This window comes from Massilia sp., from assembly GCF_046293535.1.
Taxonomy (GTDB): domain Bacteria; phylum Pseudomonadota; class Gammaproteobacteria; order Burkholderiales; family Burkholderiaceae_D; genus Telluria.
The window spans coordinates 62,794-76,095 of record NZ_JBKBOV010000021.1 but is presented as its reverse complement, the minus strand read 5'-3'; the positions used below and the strand labels follow the sequence as shown (position 1 = coordinate 76,095).

Sequence of the window (13,302 nt, the reverse complement as noted above, 5' to 3'; positions counted from 1 at the left end):
ACCTCGGGCGCCAGCACCGGCGGTAACGGCGGCGAAGGCGGCATGGGCGGCACCTCGACCGGCGGCGCCGGCGGCGCGGGCGGCACCACCACCGGCGGCGAAGCCATGGCCGGCAACGGCGGCAACGGTACCGGCGGCAACGGCGGCACCCAGACCGTGAGCACCGGCGCCTTCGACATGTCGAACGCGATGTCCAACGTCGCCCAGTCGGCAGCCGGCGTCTCGGTGATCAGCCAGAACAGCGGCTTCTCCTCGCTGATCCAGCAGAGCGTCAACGTTCAGTCGAACATGAACGTGGGCAGCGGTCAGTAAGACCTGCAAGGACCGCCGCGCGGCAGCCGCCGCGCGGCGGTTTTCCGACTCAAGGTGTTACCGACTCAAGGGAGATTTTCTATGAAACCTGTGAACCGATTCGTGCTGGCGGCGCTGGTCGCGCTCCCGCTGGCGGTCCAGGCCGCCGACCAGGAGAAGCTGCCGATCAAGCTCGGCTTCCTGACCGAAGTGAACGTTGCCCCGACTGCAAGCAACGACACCGGCACCTGGGGCGAAGCCGTCGCCAGCGATCGCCTGGGACGCACCTCCGGCAAGGACGATACCGTGCACACCGAAGCGGTGCTGGGCGGTACCGTCGGCAACAATACCGCAGTGAATACGGTCAGCGGCAACAACATCATCGACAGCGGTTCGTTCGCGAACGCGCAAGGCCTGCCGATGGTGATCCAGAACAGCGGCTCGAACGTGCTGATCCAGAACGCCACCGTCATCAACCTGCGTCTGCAATAGGCATGAAGGCTTTATGAAAACAACCGCCGCCATCTGTGCCGCCGCATGCGGCATCTTGCTGGCACCCGGGTGCCTGGCATCGAGCATCGAGCTGGCCGTCGGCCAGCGCGCCACGGTGCCGGTCACCTCTCTCAAAGAGATCAAGTTTCGCAACACCACCCGCCAGCAGTTCGACTTCAGCTGCGGCTCGGCCGCCCTGGCCACGCTGCTGACCTACCACTACGGCACCCCGGTCACCGAAAAGGAAGTCTTCGAGAAGATGTACCTCACCGGCGACCAGGCCAAGATCCGCCAGCAGGGCTTTTCCATGCTCGACATGAAGCGCTACCTGGCCACCCGCGGCTTCGTCGGCGACGGCTTCCAGCAGCCGCTCGACAAGCTGCTCGAGGCGAAGCTGCCGGCGATCGTCCTGATCAGCGACCGCGGCTACAACCACTTCGTGGTGATCAAGGGCGCCGAGGATGGGCGCATCCTGCTGGGCGACCCGTCCAGCGGGGCCCGCTCGGTGACGCGCGCGCGCTTCATGGAACTGTGGGCCAACAGGCTGCTGTTCGTGGTGCACAAGTACCCGAACACGATTGCCAAAGCCAGCTTCAACGGCGCCGACGACTGGCGCGCCGCGCCGCGCGCGCCGCTCGGCACCGGCATCAACCAGGAACAATACAGCCAGGGACTGCCGAAGTTCGGTCCCGGCGATTTTTGAGAGGAATGCCATGGACTGGCTCGTCAAGTGGCCGAAATTCGCATGCCGGGCCCTCGTGGCCACGGTGCTGGCCGGAGCCTGCGGTGCAGCGCTCGCCCAGGGCAAGGTGGCGCTCATCGCCGCCGAGGAATGGGCGCCGGTCGACGAACAGACGCTCGACACCAACCGCGGCGGCTTCGAGATGCCGGGCGGCCTCAACATCTCGCTCGGGATCGAGCGGGTGGTGTCCGTCAACGGCGAAATCCTGTCGCGCACCAACGTCGCCATTCCCGACGTGGCGACGATGAATGCCGAGCAGCTGATGCAGGCGCGCGACGCGCTCGGCACCGCGCGCCTGATCCAGATCGGCGGCAGCAACTTCGCGCCCAACGACATCGCCCTGGGCAGCGGCGCCACCCTGGTCCAGAACAGCCTGGACCACCAGGCGATCATGGCCCAGACCACCATCACCTCGACGGTCAACAGCATGGCGCTCATCAAAGACCTCAATTTTCACTCAACAATTCGTGACGCAATCGTGCGCTCGGCAGGAAGCCTGTAACATTGCAATATTATTAATTTGCCGATGGAGAAACGCATGCCCACTCACGTCGCGCGCCTAGGCGCCGCGAGCCTGGCGGCAATGCTGCTGGCCCCTGTCGCCCAGGCCCAGGGGACGCCCGCCGCCGAACCGGACAAGGCCGCCGAACTGGCCACGCTGAAGGCCGAGCTGGCCGCCCAGCGCGAACTGGTCGACCGCCTGATGCGCGAACTGCAGGCGCAGCGCGCCAAGATCGACCGCATCGAGGAAAAGCGCGACGCGGCCCGGCCGGTCCTGGCCGACAACCTGGAACTGCCCCCGCGTGTCGACGACCTGCTGCTGTCGGAGCAGCGCGGCACGGGTGGCCAGAACGGCGGTGGACAGAACCCCCAGCAGGCCCCGGCGCAGAACACCGCCCCGAAAACCGCGCAGAACAACAACGCGCCGAACAACGGCCGCCCGCCCTCGACCCCGGGGCCGGTCGTGCCCGGCCCGGCCCCGGCCCAGGTGAGCACGGCCAGCCGCATCCAGAACAACCAGAAGGACCAGCGTCCGCCCGAAGTGGCGCCGCTGTTCGAGGCCCCGGGCGTGCTGACGCCGCGCGGCAAGTACATCCTCGAGCCGGCACTGCAATTCGGCTACTCGTCGAGCAACCGGGTGGCCCTGGTCGGCTATACCGTGATCCCGGCCCTCCTGATCGGCCTGGTGGACGTGCGCGAGGTCAAGCGCAACACCTTCACCGGCTCGCTCACCGGCCGTACCGGCCTGAACAACCGGATGGAAGTCGAGGTCAAGGTGCCCTACGTGTACCGTTCGGACGCCACCGTCAGCCGCGAGATCTTCACCGGCACCGCGGTCGAGCGCGTGTTCGACACCAGCGGCAAGGCCCTGGGGGACGTCGAAATCGCCGGCCGCTACCAGCTGAACAACGGCGGCCCGGACAAGGCCTATTACATCGGCGGCCTGCGCTACAAGTCGACCACCGGCAAGGACCCGTTCGAGGTCGTCACCGACTGCCAGACCCGCTGCATCGGCGAGAACGTGACCGGCACCGGCCTGCCGCTGTCGCTGCCGACCGGCTCGGGCTTCCATTCGCTGCAGGGCAGCCTGACCTGGCTGTTCCCGTCCGACCCGGCGGTCTTCTTCGGCAACCTCAGCTACCTGCACAATTTCAAGCGCAGCAACGTGCAACGCCTGGTGCGCAACGGCATCCGCGAACCGCTGGGCGAACTGGCGCCGGGCGCGATCATCGGTTTCAACTTCGGCATGGGCCTGGCGCTGAACGACAAGGCCTCGCTCAGTCTCGGCTACGACCACAGCACGGTGGCGCGCATGAAGCAGAACGGCCGCACGGTGCCGGGATCGGTACGGACCCAGCTCGGCACCCTGCTGCTGGGTTACTCCTACCGCTTCAACGAGAAGCGCTCGCTGTCGGTGGCGGTGGGCGCCGGCGTGACGCGCGACACCCCGGACGTGTCGCTGACGATACGGATGCCGCTCAGTTTCTGATGGGTTTCTGCTAGGTTTCTGCTAGCTATCGGGCCGCTGCCGGAGACCGGCGGCCCACACTAAAAACAGGGAAGCGCACGATTGAAAAAAGTTCCTTCCCTTTTAAAAAATTGTCTCTATAATCATTTTTGCAATGTTGAGCACGCCGCTGGATCCATGACCTCCTGACGTCCGACAAAGCAATAACATAGATAAACTTCATTGAGGGAATTACCATGGCGACTGGCACTGTAAAGTGGTTTAACGATGCAAAAGGTTTCGGCTTCATCACCCCGGACGGCGGTGGCGAAGACGTCTTTGCACACTTCTCGGCCATCAACACCCAAGGCTTCAAGTCGCTGGCGGAAAACCAGCGCGTGACTTTCGACATCACTGCCGGCCCGAAGGGCAAGCAGGCTGCGAACATCCAGCCGCAGGCCTGAGACACCACTGCTGCGCTCCCCCAGGGAGCGCGCCAAAACAAAGAGCACGTCATCGACGTGCTCTTTTGTTTTTATGGGCAGATTTTGTAGGGTGGGCGGGGTACTTCAGACCAGTGGTCTGAAGTACGAACGCCCGCGCGGTGATAGCTGCAATTTACATCGTCGCGATCGTGCTGGCTATAGTTGACCGCGTGGGCGGCAGAGCCGCCCACCCTACGGATCAATGGTGATGCCCACAGCCCGACTTCGGCGCCGCGCCTGGCAGTTCGGTGCCCGGCTCGCGGCCGCTGTCGCCTGCAAAACCGGCGGCATGCAGGCGGCCCAGGTATTGCTGCCACAGCGATTCCTGCTCGCTGCCCAGCTTGTACAGGTAGTCCCAGGTGAAGATGCCGCTGCCGTGGCCATCGTCGAACAGGGGCTTGATGGCGTAGTTGCCGACCGGCTCCACGCCGGTGATGCCGACCTCGCGCTTGCCGAGTTGCAAGACTTCCTGGCCCGGGCCGTGGCCCTTCACTTCGGCCGAAGGCGAATACACGCGCATCAGTTCGAAGGGAATCGAAAAGCTGCTGCCGTCGTCGAAGGCGATTTCCAGCACGCGCGACTTCTGGCGCACGGCAATGTCAGTGGGGTTGGCCATGGCGGCTCCTCTTATTCGTTGAAACGTTTGGCAATGGCGGCGGCCAGCGCCGGCAGCAGGGCGCGGCGTTCGGCCAGGACGGCTTCGCCGGTCTGGCGTGCGGCCTGCGCCCACACCGGCGCCGGGAAGTGCGCATCGTCCGCATAGCGCGGAATGATATGCCAGTGCAGGTGCGGCACCACGTTGCCGAGGCTGGCCACGTTCACCTTCAGCGGCTGCATGACCTCGCGCACCGCCTCTTCGACCCGGTACACGGCTTCGTTCAACAGCAGGCGGTCTTCCTGCGCCAGGTCGCTCATCTCGCGTACGTGGGCGCGCCAGATCACGCGGCAAAAGCCGGGATAGGCCGCGTCCTCGACCTGGATGACGCTGAACTTCTCGTCCTGCCAGAGCACGGGCACGGTGAGGTCGCACAGTTCGCAACCTGGTTCGCGGCGCACTTCCTTCATACCAGCACCCGCTCGATGCCGCCGTTGTTGGCGCGGGCGACGTAGTCGGGCATCCAGTTCTCGCCCAGCAGGTGGCGCGCCATCTCGACCACGATGTAGTCGGCGGTGGTGCCGGCGTCATGGTTGTAGCGCGACAGGCCCTGTAGGCAGGACGGGCAGCTGGTCAGGATCTTGACGTCGCCCTTGAAGCCGTCGTCGCGCAGTTTATCCGCGCCCTTCTCCATCTCGCCCTGCTTGCGCGAACGCACCTGGGTCGCGATGTCCGGACGGCTGACGGCGAAGGTGCCCGACTCGCCGCAGCAGCGGTCGTTCTTCTCGATCTTCACGTTGTCCACGGTGGAGACCAGCGCGTTCACGGTCTTGAGCGAATCCTGCATCTTCATCGGGGTGTGGCAGGGGTCGTGGTACATGTAGCGGGTACCAGTCACGCCTTCCAGCTTCACCCCTTTCTCCATCAGGTATTCGTGGATGTCGATGAGGCGGCAGCCCGGGAAGATCTTGTCGAACTCGTAGTTCGCCAGCGAGTCGTAGCAGGTGCCGCACGACACCACGACCGTCTTGATGTCGAGGTAGTTCAGCGTGTTGGCCATGCGATGGAACAGCACGCGGTTGTCCGTCACCATCTTGTCGGCCTTGTCGTACTGGCCGGCGCCGCGCTGGGGATAGCCGCAGCACAGGTAGCCCGGCGGCAGCACGGTCTGCACGCCCACTTCCCACAGCATCGCCTGGGTCGCCAGGCCGACCTGCGAGAACAGGCGCTCCGAGCCGCAGCCCGGGAAGTAGAACACGGCTTCGGTGTCGGCATTGGTCGCCTTCGGGTTGCGGATGATCGGGATGACCTTGTCGTCCTCGATGTCCAGCAGCGCGCGCGCGGTCTTCTTCGGCAGGTTGCCCGGCATCTTCTTGTTGATGAAGTGAATCACCTGCTCGCGCACCGGCGCCTTGCCGGTGGTCGGGGGCGGCGCTTCCACCTGCGGCTTGGCCAGGCCGCGCAGCAGCTGGTTGCCCAGGCGCTGGGCCTTGTAGCCCCAGTCGACCATCACCTTGCGGGTGGCATTGATGGTGGTCGGGTCGGTCGCGTTCAGGAAGAACATGCCGGCACGCTGGGCCGGCTTGAAGCTGCGCTTGTCCATCTTGCGCAGCAGGTTACGCATGTTCATCGAGACGTCGCCGAAGTCGATGTTGACCGGGCACGGCGTCACGCACTTGTGACACACGGTGCAGTGGTCGGACACGTCCTCGAATTCTTCCCAGTGCCGGATCGACACGCCGCGGCGGGTCTGCTCTTCGTAGAGGAAGGCTTCGATCAGGGCCGAGGTGGCCAGAATCTTGTCGCGCGGCGAGTACAGCAGGTTCGACTGCGGCACGTGGGTGGTGCAGACCGGCTTGCACTTGCCGCAGCGCAGGCAGTCCTTGATGCTGTTGGCGATCTCGCCGATGTCGCTCTGCTGCATGATGAGCGATTCGTGGCCCATCAGGCCGAAGGACGGCGTGTAGGCGTTGCGCAGGTCGGCCGATACCGCCGTCGTGTTGAGCAGCTTGCCCTTGTTGAAGCGGCCTTCCGGGTCGACGCGTTCCTTGTATTCGCGGAACTCGCGAATCTCTTCGTCGGTCAGGAACTCGAGCTTGGTGATGCCGATGCCGTGCTCGCCCGAGATCACGCCGTCCAGCGAACGGGCCAGCCGCATGATGCGCTCGACCGCCGCATGCGCATCCTGCAGCATCGCGTAGTCGTCCGAGTTCACCGGCAAATTGGTATGCACGTTGCCGTCGCCGGCGTGCATGTGCAGGGCCACGAACACGCGCGAGCGCAGCACGCGCTTGTGGATGGCCGTGCACTCGTCGAGGATGCATTTGTAGGCGGCGCCGTTGAAGATCTGGCGCAGCGGCGCGCGCAGCTCCTGCTTCCAGGAGACGCGGATGGTATGGTCCTGCACCACGTCGAACAGCAGTGCGTCCGGCTGGGCGCCGATGCGCTGGTCCAGGGTCGAGGACAGGTGGTCCAGGCCCAGTTCGTCCAGCTTGCCGCGCACGTCGACCAGCTTCTGGTCGAGGTTCGCGAGGATGAAGCCCCAGCGCGCCCCGACCAGTTCGACCAGCGCCACCGCCTGCTGCGGGCGGTCGCCCAGGATCTCGTTGCGGTCGACCGTGTCGCCGGTGGCGTCGTCGCTCTTCTCGATCGGCAGGTGCTCGTTGGCGAGGTACTGGCGCAGCTCGCCGGCGAGCTGCAGCTTGTTCTTGATCGACAGCTCGACGTTGATGCGCTCGATGCCGTCGGTGTACTCGCCCATGCGGTTCAAAGGAATCACCACGTCTTCGTTGATCTTGAAGGCGTTGGTGTGGCGCGCGATGGCCGCGGTGCGGGCGCGGTCGAGCCAGAATTTCTTGCGCGCTTCCGGGCTCACGGCGACGAAACCTTCGCCGACGCGGGTGTTCGCCAGGCGCACCACTTCCGACGCGGCAATCGCCACCGCATTCTCGTCGTCGCCGACGATGTCGCCGAACAGCGCCATCTTGGGCAGCACGCCGCGCTTGGATTTGGTGGCGTAGCCGACCGCGCGCAGGTAGCGCTCGTCCAGGTGCTCCAGGCCCGCCAGGCGGATGGTCGAATAGGCCGGGTCGCCGTTCCTCGGCAGGCTGTCGAGGTAGTCCTTGATCTCGACGATCGACGGGATCGCGTCGCGCGCCTGGCCGAAGAATTCCAGCGCCACGGTGCGGGTGAACTTCGGCATCTTGTGCAGGATCCAGCGCGCCGAGGTGATCAAGCCGTCGGTGCCCTCTTTCTGGATGCCCGGCAGGCCGGCCAGGAACTTGTCGGTGACGTCCTTGCCCAGGCCCTCCTTACGGAAGCGGCGGCCCTCGATGGTGAGCGTCTCGGTGCGGAAGGGTGCGCCCTTGACCGCGCCGCGCGGGGTCGGATGCGTCCACTCCAGCTTGAACGTCGCCACCGGCGCATCGTGGATCTTGGACAGGTTGTGGTCCATGCGCGTGACTTCGAGCCAGTCGCCGTTCGGGTCGACCATGCGCCAGGAAGCCAGGTTGTCGAGCGCGGTGCCCCACAGCACGGCCTTCTTGCCGCCCGCGTTCATGGCGATGTTCCCGCCGATGCAGGAAGCGTGGGCCGAGGTCGGGTCGACCGCGAACACGAAGCCCGCTTTTTCCGCCGCCTGCGACACGCGCTGGGTGACCACGCCGGCATAGGTGTGGATGGTCGCGTACTCGCGGTCCACGCCCGGCAGGCGGGTCATCTCGACCTCGCCGATGCCGATCAGCTTCTCGGTGTTGATCACGGCCGACATCGGGGTGAGCGGAATCGCGCCGCCGGTGTAGCCGGTGCCGCCGCCGCGCGGGATGATGGTCAGGCCCAGTTCGATGCAGCCCTTGACCAGGCCGGCCATCTCTTCCTCGCTGTCCGGAAGGAGAACGAGGAAGGGGTATTCGACGCGCCAGTCGGTGGCGTCGGTGACGTGCGAGGTCCGGTGCATGCCGTCGAAGCGGATGTTGCGCTTGTCGGTGTAGGCGCCGAGCACCTGCTTCGCGCGCTTGCGCAGGTCGTAGGTCTCGCGGAACTCGCGCGCGAAATCGTCGACCGCCTTGCGGGCGGCGCCCAGGAGCTGTTCGACCGCGCTCGAGCGCGACGCGGAGGCTTCGGCATCGCCTTCGATGGCGTCCACGCTCAGGCGGCGCTTGTCGACTTCGCCCAGGCGGTGGTGCAAGGCGTCGATCAGCTTCTGGCGGCGCTTCGGGTTGTCCAGCAGGTCGTCCTGCAGGTAGGGATTGCGGCGCACCACCCAGATATCGCCCAGCACTTCGTACAGCATGCGCGCCGAGCGGCCGGTCTGGCGCGCCCCGCGCAGTTCGTCGAGCAGGCGCCACGAGGACTCGCCCAGCAGGCGGATCACGATCTCGCGGTCGGAGAACGAGGTGTAGTTGTAGGGAATCTCGCGCAGGCGTGCAGGAGCATTGTCGGCGAGCAGGGTATGGATATGTGCGGGCGCGTTCATGAGATGCAGGGCGTCGGTCGGACGGGTCCGAAGGACGTTCATTCTAGCTTATTGCGCTGCACCACGCTGGACCCCGGCTAGAATTAAAAGAAAGGGAGCGCAAGAAAATGCCAATACAGGGCCTCGGATGCAAATTCCATTTGCAAAAACGTTCCTGCATGCATCATTCATTTGCATTCCCTACCGGAATGGCATATTGCATAAGGAGCCGGTCAGCGCTGCGCTGCCGTGCCGCCCGGCGCCTGGCCGATCAGGCGGTCCAGGCGGGCCTTCGCTTCCTCGGTCATCTTGACCGAACGCAGGCAGTCGACGACCTCGGTGCGCACCGGCTCGCGCGTGGTCAGGTTGCAGGTATGCGCCAGTTCGACGAGGAAGTTACGGTCCGCTTCCGGCATGCCGGCCAGACCCGGCCAGACCAGGCCGAGCTGCTGGTCGGTCGTCTCCTTGTGCGAGCTCAGCATGTATTTGGCGCCGATGAAACCGAACACCGCCAGGGCGGCAAGGACGAGAAACAGGGAAAGAAGGCTGGGAGGCTTGTTCATAGCCCGCATGATACCCGACCCGGGGCTCAGGGCGGATCGCCGGCCAGGTCGGGCAGGCCGGCCAGCACTTCCTCGATGCTGGCGCAGCGCTCCAGCACCTCGACGACGAGCGGCAGCGGTTCGGCCAGCACGCCGGGCAGGTCGCGTTCCTTTGGGTCATTCAGGCGGAAAGCCAGCGCCTCGCGCGGCGGGTCGAAGCGGGCATCGATGCCGGGCTTGTTGCCGCGCGGGTCGAGCCGGTACCAGCCATGCTGCGCCAGCCAGACCGCGTTCAGCCCGTGCAGGCAATACGGCGCGGCGCGGTTGCCGGTCGCCAGGCGCTGGTAGCACAGGCCCGCCGGAATGCCGTTGGCCCTGAGCAGGGCCGCCAGCAGGTGGCTCTTGGCATAGCAAAAACCGGTGCCGTGCCGCAGGACGCTCGATGCGCGGCAGGTGACCGGATTGCGCCGGAAATCGGCGCTGTGGGCGATCTCGTCGCGAACGAATTCGAAGCAGGCGCGCACGATGTCGATTTCCGAGCTTGCCCCTGCCGCCAGGCGGCGGGCGGTGGCACGTACATCGGGATGGTCGGCATCGATATGGGTGCTGGCCGAGAGGTAGGGATGCACGTCCGTGGTCATGCCGGGATTTTACACGCCGTCCCGACGGACGACTCAGCGCAGTGCCTCCAGCACCAACAGCAGACGCTCGGCATCCTGCAGGCTGGCGCCGCGCAGCAGTTCCGCGATGCCGGTGAAAATCTGCGGGTCACCCGACAGGTTCTGCCCTGCCCCTGCCAGGACCGCGCGCGCCTGCGCCTCGGTCCGGTCGGCATAGGCACGCCATTCCCTCGCCTGCCATGGACTTGATGTAGGGGGCGCGCCAGATGGCCCACCCGAGAGGACTGAAGAAGCGGGGAACGAAGTCCGGATTCGCCAGCACCGCGATGTCGTCGAAACGCCTGCGCTCCGGCTCCAGGTACTGGTCGATGTCATCGAGAAAGCGCTTGCGCGCTTCCGTGCCGTTTGCCGGATCGGTCTCGACCAGGTGCTCTTCACCGCAATACAGGTGCTCGGGCGGCACGTAGTGGGTAAGCGCGCGCATGAGCGCACACATCTCGTCCTCGGGTGCATAGCCAAGACACGGCTTGATCATTTCCTCCAGGGCGGTGAAACGGATGTCCACCATGCACAGGGCGGCGAAAAAACCGGCGGGCGGTTTCTCCATCATGAGGCGCTCACCGATGAACAGCTCGTGCCGCACGTCCGGCCCCGGCTCCAGCGCCAGCCGCAAGTGCTTGGGCGAACGCGAACTCAGCGCCCATCCACGTGCGGCAAAATGCTCGTACAGTCCCTGCATGGCCGCATCGCAGGGACGTTTCCTGGACATGTCGAGCTCCGGGATCAGCCGATCAGGCGCTCGAAGAAGTCGCCCACCGTCTTCCAGAACCCGTCCGGGATGTACAGCAGGATCGCGGTCATGGTGACGTAGCGCGCGAACTTCCCGATCGCCATGTACATCACGCTCGGCCAGAACGGCAGGTGCAGCCAGCCGGCCAGGGTGCACAGCGGGTCGCCCACGCCCGGCATCCAGGACAGCAGCATGGTCTTGGCGCCGTATTTCTTGAGCCAGCCGAACCAGCGGCTCTGGCGCTCCTTGGCGAAGGCGATCTTGGCGCGGTAGCCGATGAAGTAATCCACCGCGCCGCCCAGGGTGTTGCCAAGCGTGCCCACCAGGATGGCCGGCCAGAACATGGCCGGATTGGCCTTGACCACGGCGAAGACGGCCGGCTCCGAACCGAGCGGCAGCAGCGTGGCCGAAATGAAGCTGATGATAAAAATGGAGGTCAGCCCGACGGTCGGGGCGGCGAGGACGTTCAGCAGCCAGAGGACGGCGTTTTCGACCATTGATGGATAAGCTCGAGCAGGTAAGATGGGTGTCCATTATAATGAGGATCACCTATCGTAACGACACGATACGCCGAGCCTGCCATCCAGCGCCCGGCATCGTAGCTGCCCGCGCCGGTCACCCTCCGAGCAAGACAGTGTGCGTCGTCCGGACCTCCGGCCCCATCCCATGCCGGACCTGCTATCCCGATTGCCGACCATGACTACCGACTACCTCAAGAGAATCCTGACCGCCCGCGTCTACGACGTCGCCGAAGAAACCCCGCTCGAATACGCGCCCACCCTGTCCCAGCGGATGAACAACCGCATCTTCTTCAAGCGCGAAGACATGCAGAGCGTCTTCAGCTTCAAGCTGCGCGGCGCCTACAACAAGATGGCCAACCTGACGCCGGAACAGCTGAAACGCGGCGTGATCTGCGCTTCCGCCGGCAACCACGCGCAGGGCGTGGCGCTATCCGCGGCACGCCTCGGCTGCCGCGCCCTGGTCGTGATGCCGACCACCACCCCGCAAGTGAAGGTCGACGCGGTGAAGGCGCGTGGCGGCGCCAGCGTGGAGGTGGTGCTGCACGGCGAGTCCTATACCGACGCCTACAACCACGCGCTGCTGCTGGAGAAGGAGCAGCGCCTGACCTTCGTCCATCCGTTCGACGATCCCGACGTCATCGCCGGCCAGGGCACCATCGGCATGGAGATCCTGCGCCAGCATTCCGCGCCGATCCACGCGATCTTCGTCGCCATCGGCGGCGGCGGCCTGGTGGCGGGCGTGGGCGCCTACGTGAAGGCGGTGCGGCCCGACATCAAGGTGATCGGCGTGCAGACCATCGATTCGGATGCGATGGCCAGGAGCCTGAAGGCTGGCCAGCGCGTGACCCTGAACGACGTCGGCCTGTTCTCGGACGGCACCGCTGTGCGCCTGGTGGGCGAGGAAACCTTCCGCGTGGCGCAACAGGTGGTGGACGAGATCATCATCGTCGACACCGACGCGATCTGCGCCGCGATCCAGGACGTGTTCCAGGACACCCGCAGCATCCTCGAGCCGGCCGGCGCGCTGGCGGTGGCCGGCGCCAAGGCCTATGTGGAGCGCTCGCAGATGGCGCGCAACCCGGTCAAGGACGAGACCCTGGTGGCGGTGGCCTGCGGCGCCAACATGAACTTCGACCGCCTGCGCTTCGTTGCCGAGCGTGCGGAGCTGGGCGAATCGCGCGAGGCCGTGTTCGCGGTGACCATCCCCGAGCAGCGCGGCAGCTTCCGTCGCTTCTGCGCCCTGGTCGGACCGCGCAACGTCACCGAATTCAACTACCGCATGGCCGATTCGCGCGAGGCCCACATCTTCGTGGGCGTGCAGGTGGGCAGCCGCAGCGAGTCGGGCCTGCTGGCGCGCACCTTCGAGGAACACGACTTCCGCACCCTCGACCTGACCCACGACGAACTGGCCAAGCTGCACATCCGCCACCTGGTGGGCGGGAAAAGCGCACAGGCCCAGGACGAATTGCTGTATCGTTTCGAGTTTCCCGAACGGCCGGGGGCCCTGATGCGCTTCCTCGACAGCATGGCGCCGAACTGGAACATCTCGCTGTTCCACTACCGGAACCAGGGCGGCGACGTGGGCCGCATCCTGGTCGGGCTGCAGGTGCCGGCGGCGGAGATGGACGAGTTCCGCCAGTTCCTGGCGACGCTGGGCTACCGGTATTGGGATGAAAGCAGCAATCCCGTCTACAAGCTGTTTCTGGGCGCCTAGGATTCGCCTGACCTGGCTGCTTGCCTGAACGTCGCTCCCGCGCAGGCGTGGAAAAATCCACATGCCATGTTCACGGCACATAAACTAACCCCGGGGTTACCACCCCCCC

General features: G+C 65.5%; 13 protein-coding genes and 1 pseudogene. 7 read left to right on the top strand and 7 right to left on the bottom strand.

Features of this window, described 5'->3' with window-relative positions:
- From ACK4S9_RS12995 to ACK4S9_RS12970, 6 genes and pseudogenes are all read left to right on the top strand, one after another.
- Window positions 1-312 (top strand): annotated as a pseudogene (locus ACK4S9_RS12995) (hypothetical protein); the annotation flags it as partial.
- Window positions 313-393: 81 nt separating this feature from the next.
- Window positions 394-783, top strand: coding sequence for a hypothetical protein (locus ACK4S9_RS12990; RefSeq protein WP_409726207.1), 390 nt, complete (start codon window positions 394-396; stop codon window positions 781-783).
- Between the two features lie 13 nt (window positions 784-796).
- A complete protein-coding gene (locus ACK4S9_RS12985) occupies window positions 797-1,486 on the top strand; it encodes a C39 family peptidase (protein ID WP_409726205.1) in 690 nt (229 codons plus the stop codon).
- A 10-nt stretch (window positions 1,487-1,496) separates the two neighbouring features.
- The gene (locus ACK4S9_RS12980) at window positions 1,497-2,027 is read left to right on the top strand and encodes a hypothetical protein (protein ID WP_409726203.1); all 531 of its coding nucleotides are present in this window, start codon (window positions 1,497-1,499) and stop codon (window positions 2,025-2,027) included.
- 36 nt (window positions 2,028-2,063) lie between these two features.
- The gene (locus ACK4S9_RS12975; protein ID WP_409726201.1) at window positions 2,064-3,515 is read left to right on the top strand and encodes a hypothetical protein; all 1,452 of its coding nucleotides are present in this window, start codon (window positions 2,064-2,066) and stop codon (window positions 3,513-3,515) included.
- Window positions 3,516-3,730: 215 nt separating this feature from the next.
- Entirely contained in the window at window positions 3,731-3,937 is a 207-nt protein-coding gene (locus ACK4S9_RS12970) for a cold-shock protein (RefSeq protein ID WP_409726199.1), read from the top strand.
- A 220-nt stretch (window positions 3,938-4,157) separates the two neighbouring features.
- On the opposite strand, the gene ACK4S9_RS12965 is transcribed toward ACK4S9_RS12970, so the two are convergent.
- The 7 genes from ACK4S9_RS12965 to ACK4S9_RS12935 form a co-directional block, all read right to left on the bottom strand.
- Complete coding sequence (locus ACK4S9_RS12965) at window positions 4,158-4,574, bottom strand: gamma-butyrobetaine hydroxylase-like domain-containing protein (protein ID WP_409726197.1); 417 nt, start codon at window positions 4,572-4,574, stop codon at window positions 4,158-4,160.
- 11 nt (window positions 4,575-4,585) lie between these two features.
- Window positions 4,586-5,023: an HIT family protein gene (locus ACK4S9_RS12960; RefSeq protein WP_409726195.1), complete on the bottom strand. Its 438-nt coding sequence runs from the start codon at window positions 5,021-5,023 to the stop codon at window positions 4,586-4,588.
- Window positions 5,020-9,027 (bottom strand): DUF3683 domain-containing protein, encoded by a 4,008-nt coding sequence (locus tag ACK4S9_RS12955; RefSeq protein WP_409726212.1) that lies wholly within the window; start codon window positions 9,025-9,027, stop codon window positions 5,020-5,022. The genes ACK4S9_RS12960 and ACK4S9_RS12955 overlap by 4 nt, the downstream gene beginning before the upstream one ends.
- Window positions 9,028-9,239: 212 nt before the next feature.
- A complete protein-coding gene (locus ACK4S9_RS12950; RefSeq protein ID WP_409726193.1) occupies window positions 9,240-9,569 on the bottom strand; it encodes a hypothetical protein in 330 nt (109 codons plus the stop codon).
- A 26-nt stretch (window positions 9,570-9,595) separates the two neighbouring features.
- Window positions 9,596-10,189 carry a transglutaminase-like domain-containing protein gene (locus ACK4S9_RS12945; protein WP_409726191.1) on the bottom strand — a complete coding sequence of 198 codons (594 nt, stop codon included), beginning with the start codon at window positions 10,187-10,189 and terminating at the stop codon, window positions 9,596-9,598.
- Window positions 10,190-10,316: 127 nt separating this feature from the next.
- Window positions 10,317-10,937: a hypothetical protein gene (locus tag ACK4S9_RS12940; RefSeq protein WP_409726189.1), complete on the bottom strand. Its 621-nt coding sequence runs from the start codon at window positions 10,935-10,937 to the stop codon at window positions 10,317-10,319.
- A 14-nt stretch (window positions 10,938-10,951) separates the two neighbouring features.
- Window positions 10,952-11,455 (bottom strand): YqaA family protein, encoded by a 504-nt coding sequence (locus ACK4S9_RS12935; RefSeq protein ID WP_409726187.1) that lies wholly within the window; start codon window positions 11,453-11,455, stop codon window positions 10,952-10,954.
- 199 nt (window positions 11,456-11,654) lie between these two features.
- Between ACK4S9_RS12935 and ilvA the strand changes: the two genes are divergently transcribed.
- The gene (gene ilvA, locus ACK4S9_RS12930; protein WP_409726185.1) at window positions 11,655-13,193 is read left to right on the top strand and encodes a threonine ammonia-lyase, biosynthetic; all 1,539 of its coding nucleotides are present in this window, start codon (window positions 11,655-11,657) and stop codon (window positions 13,191-13,193) included.
- Window positions 13,194-13,302: the final 109 nt, after the last annotated feature.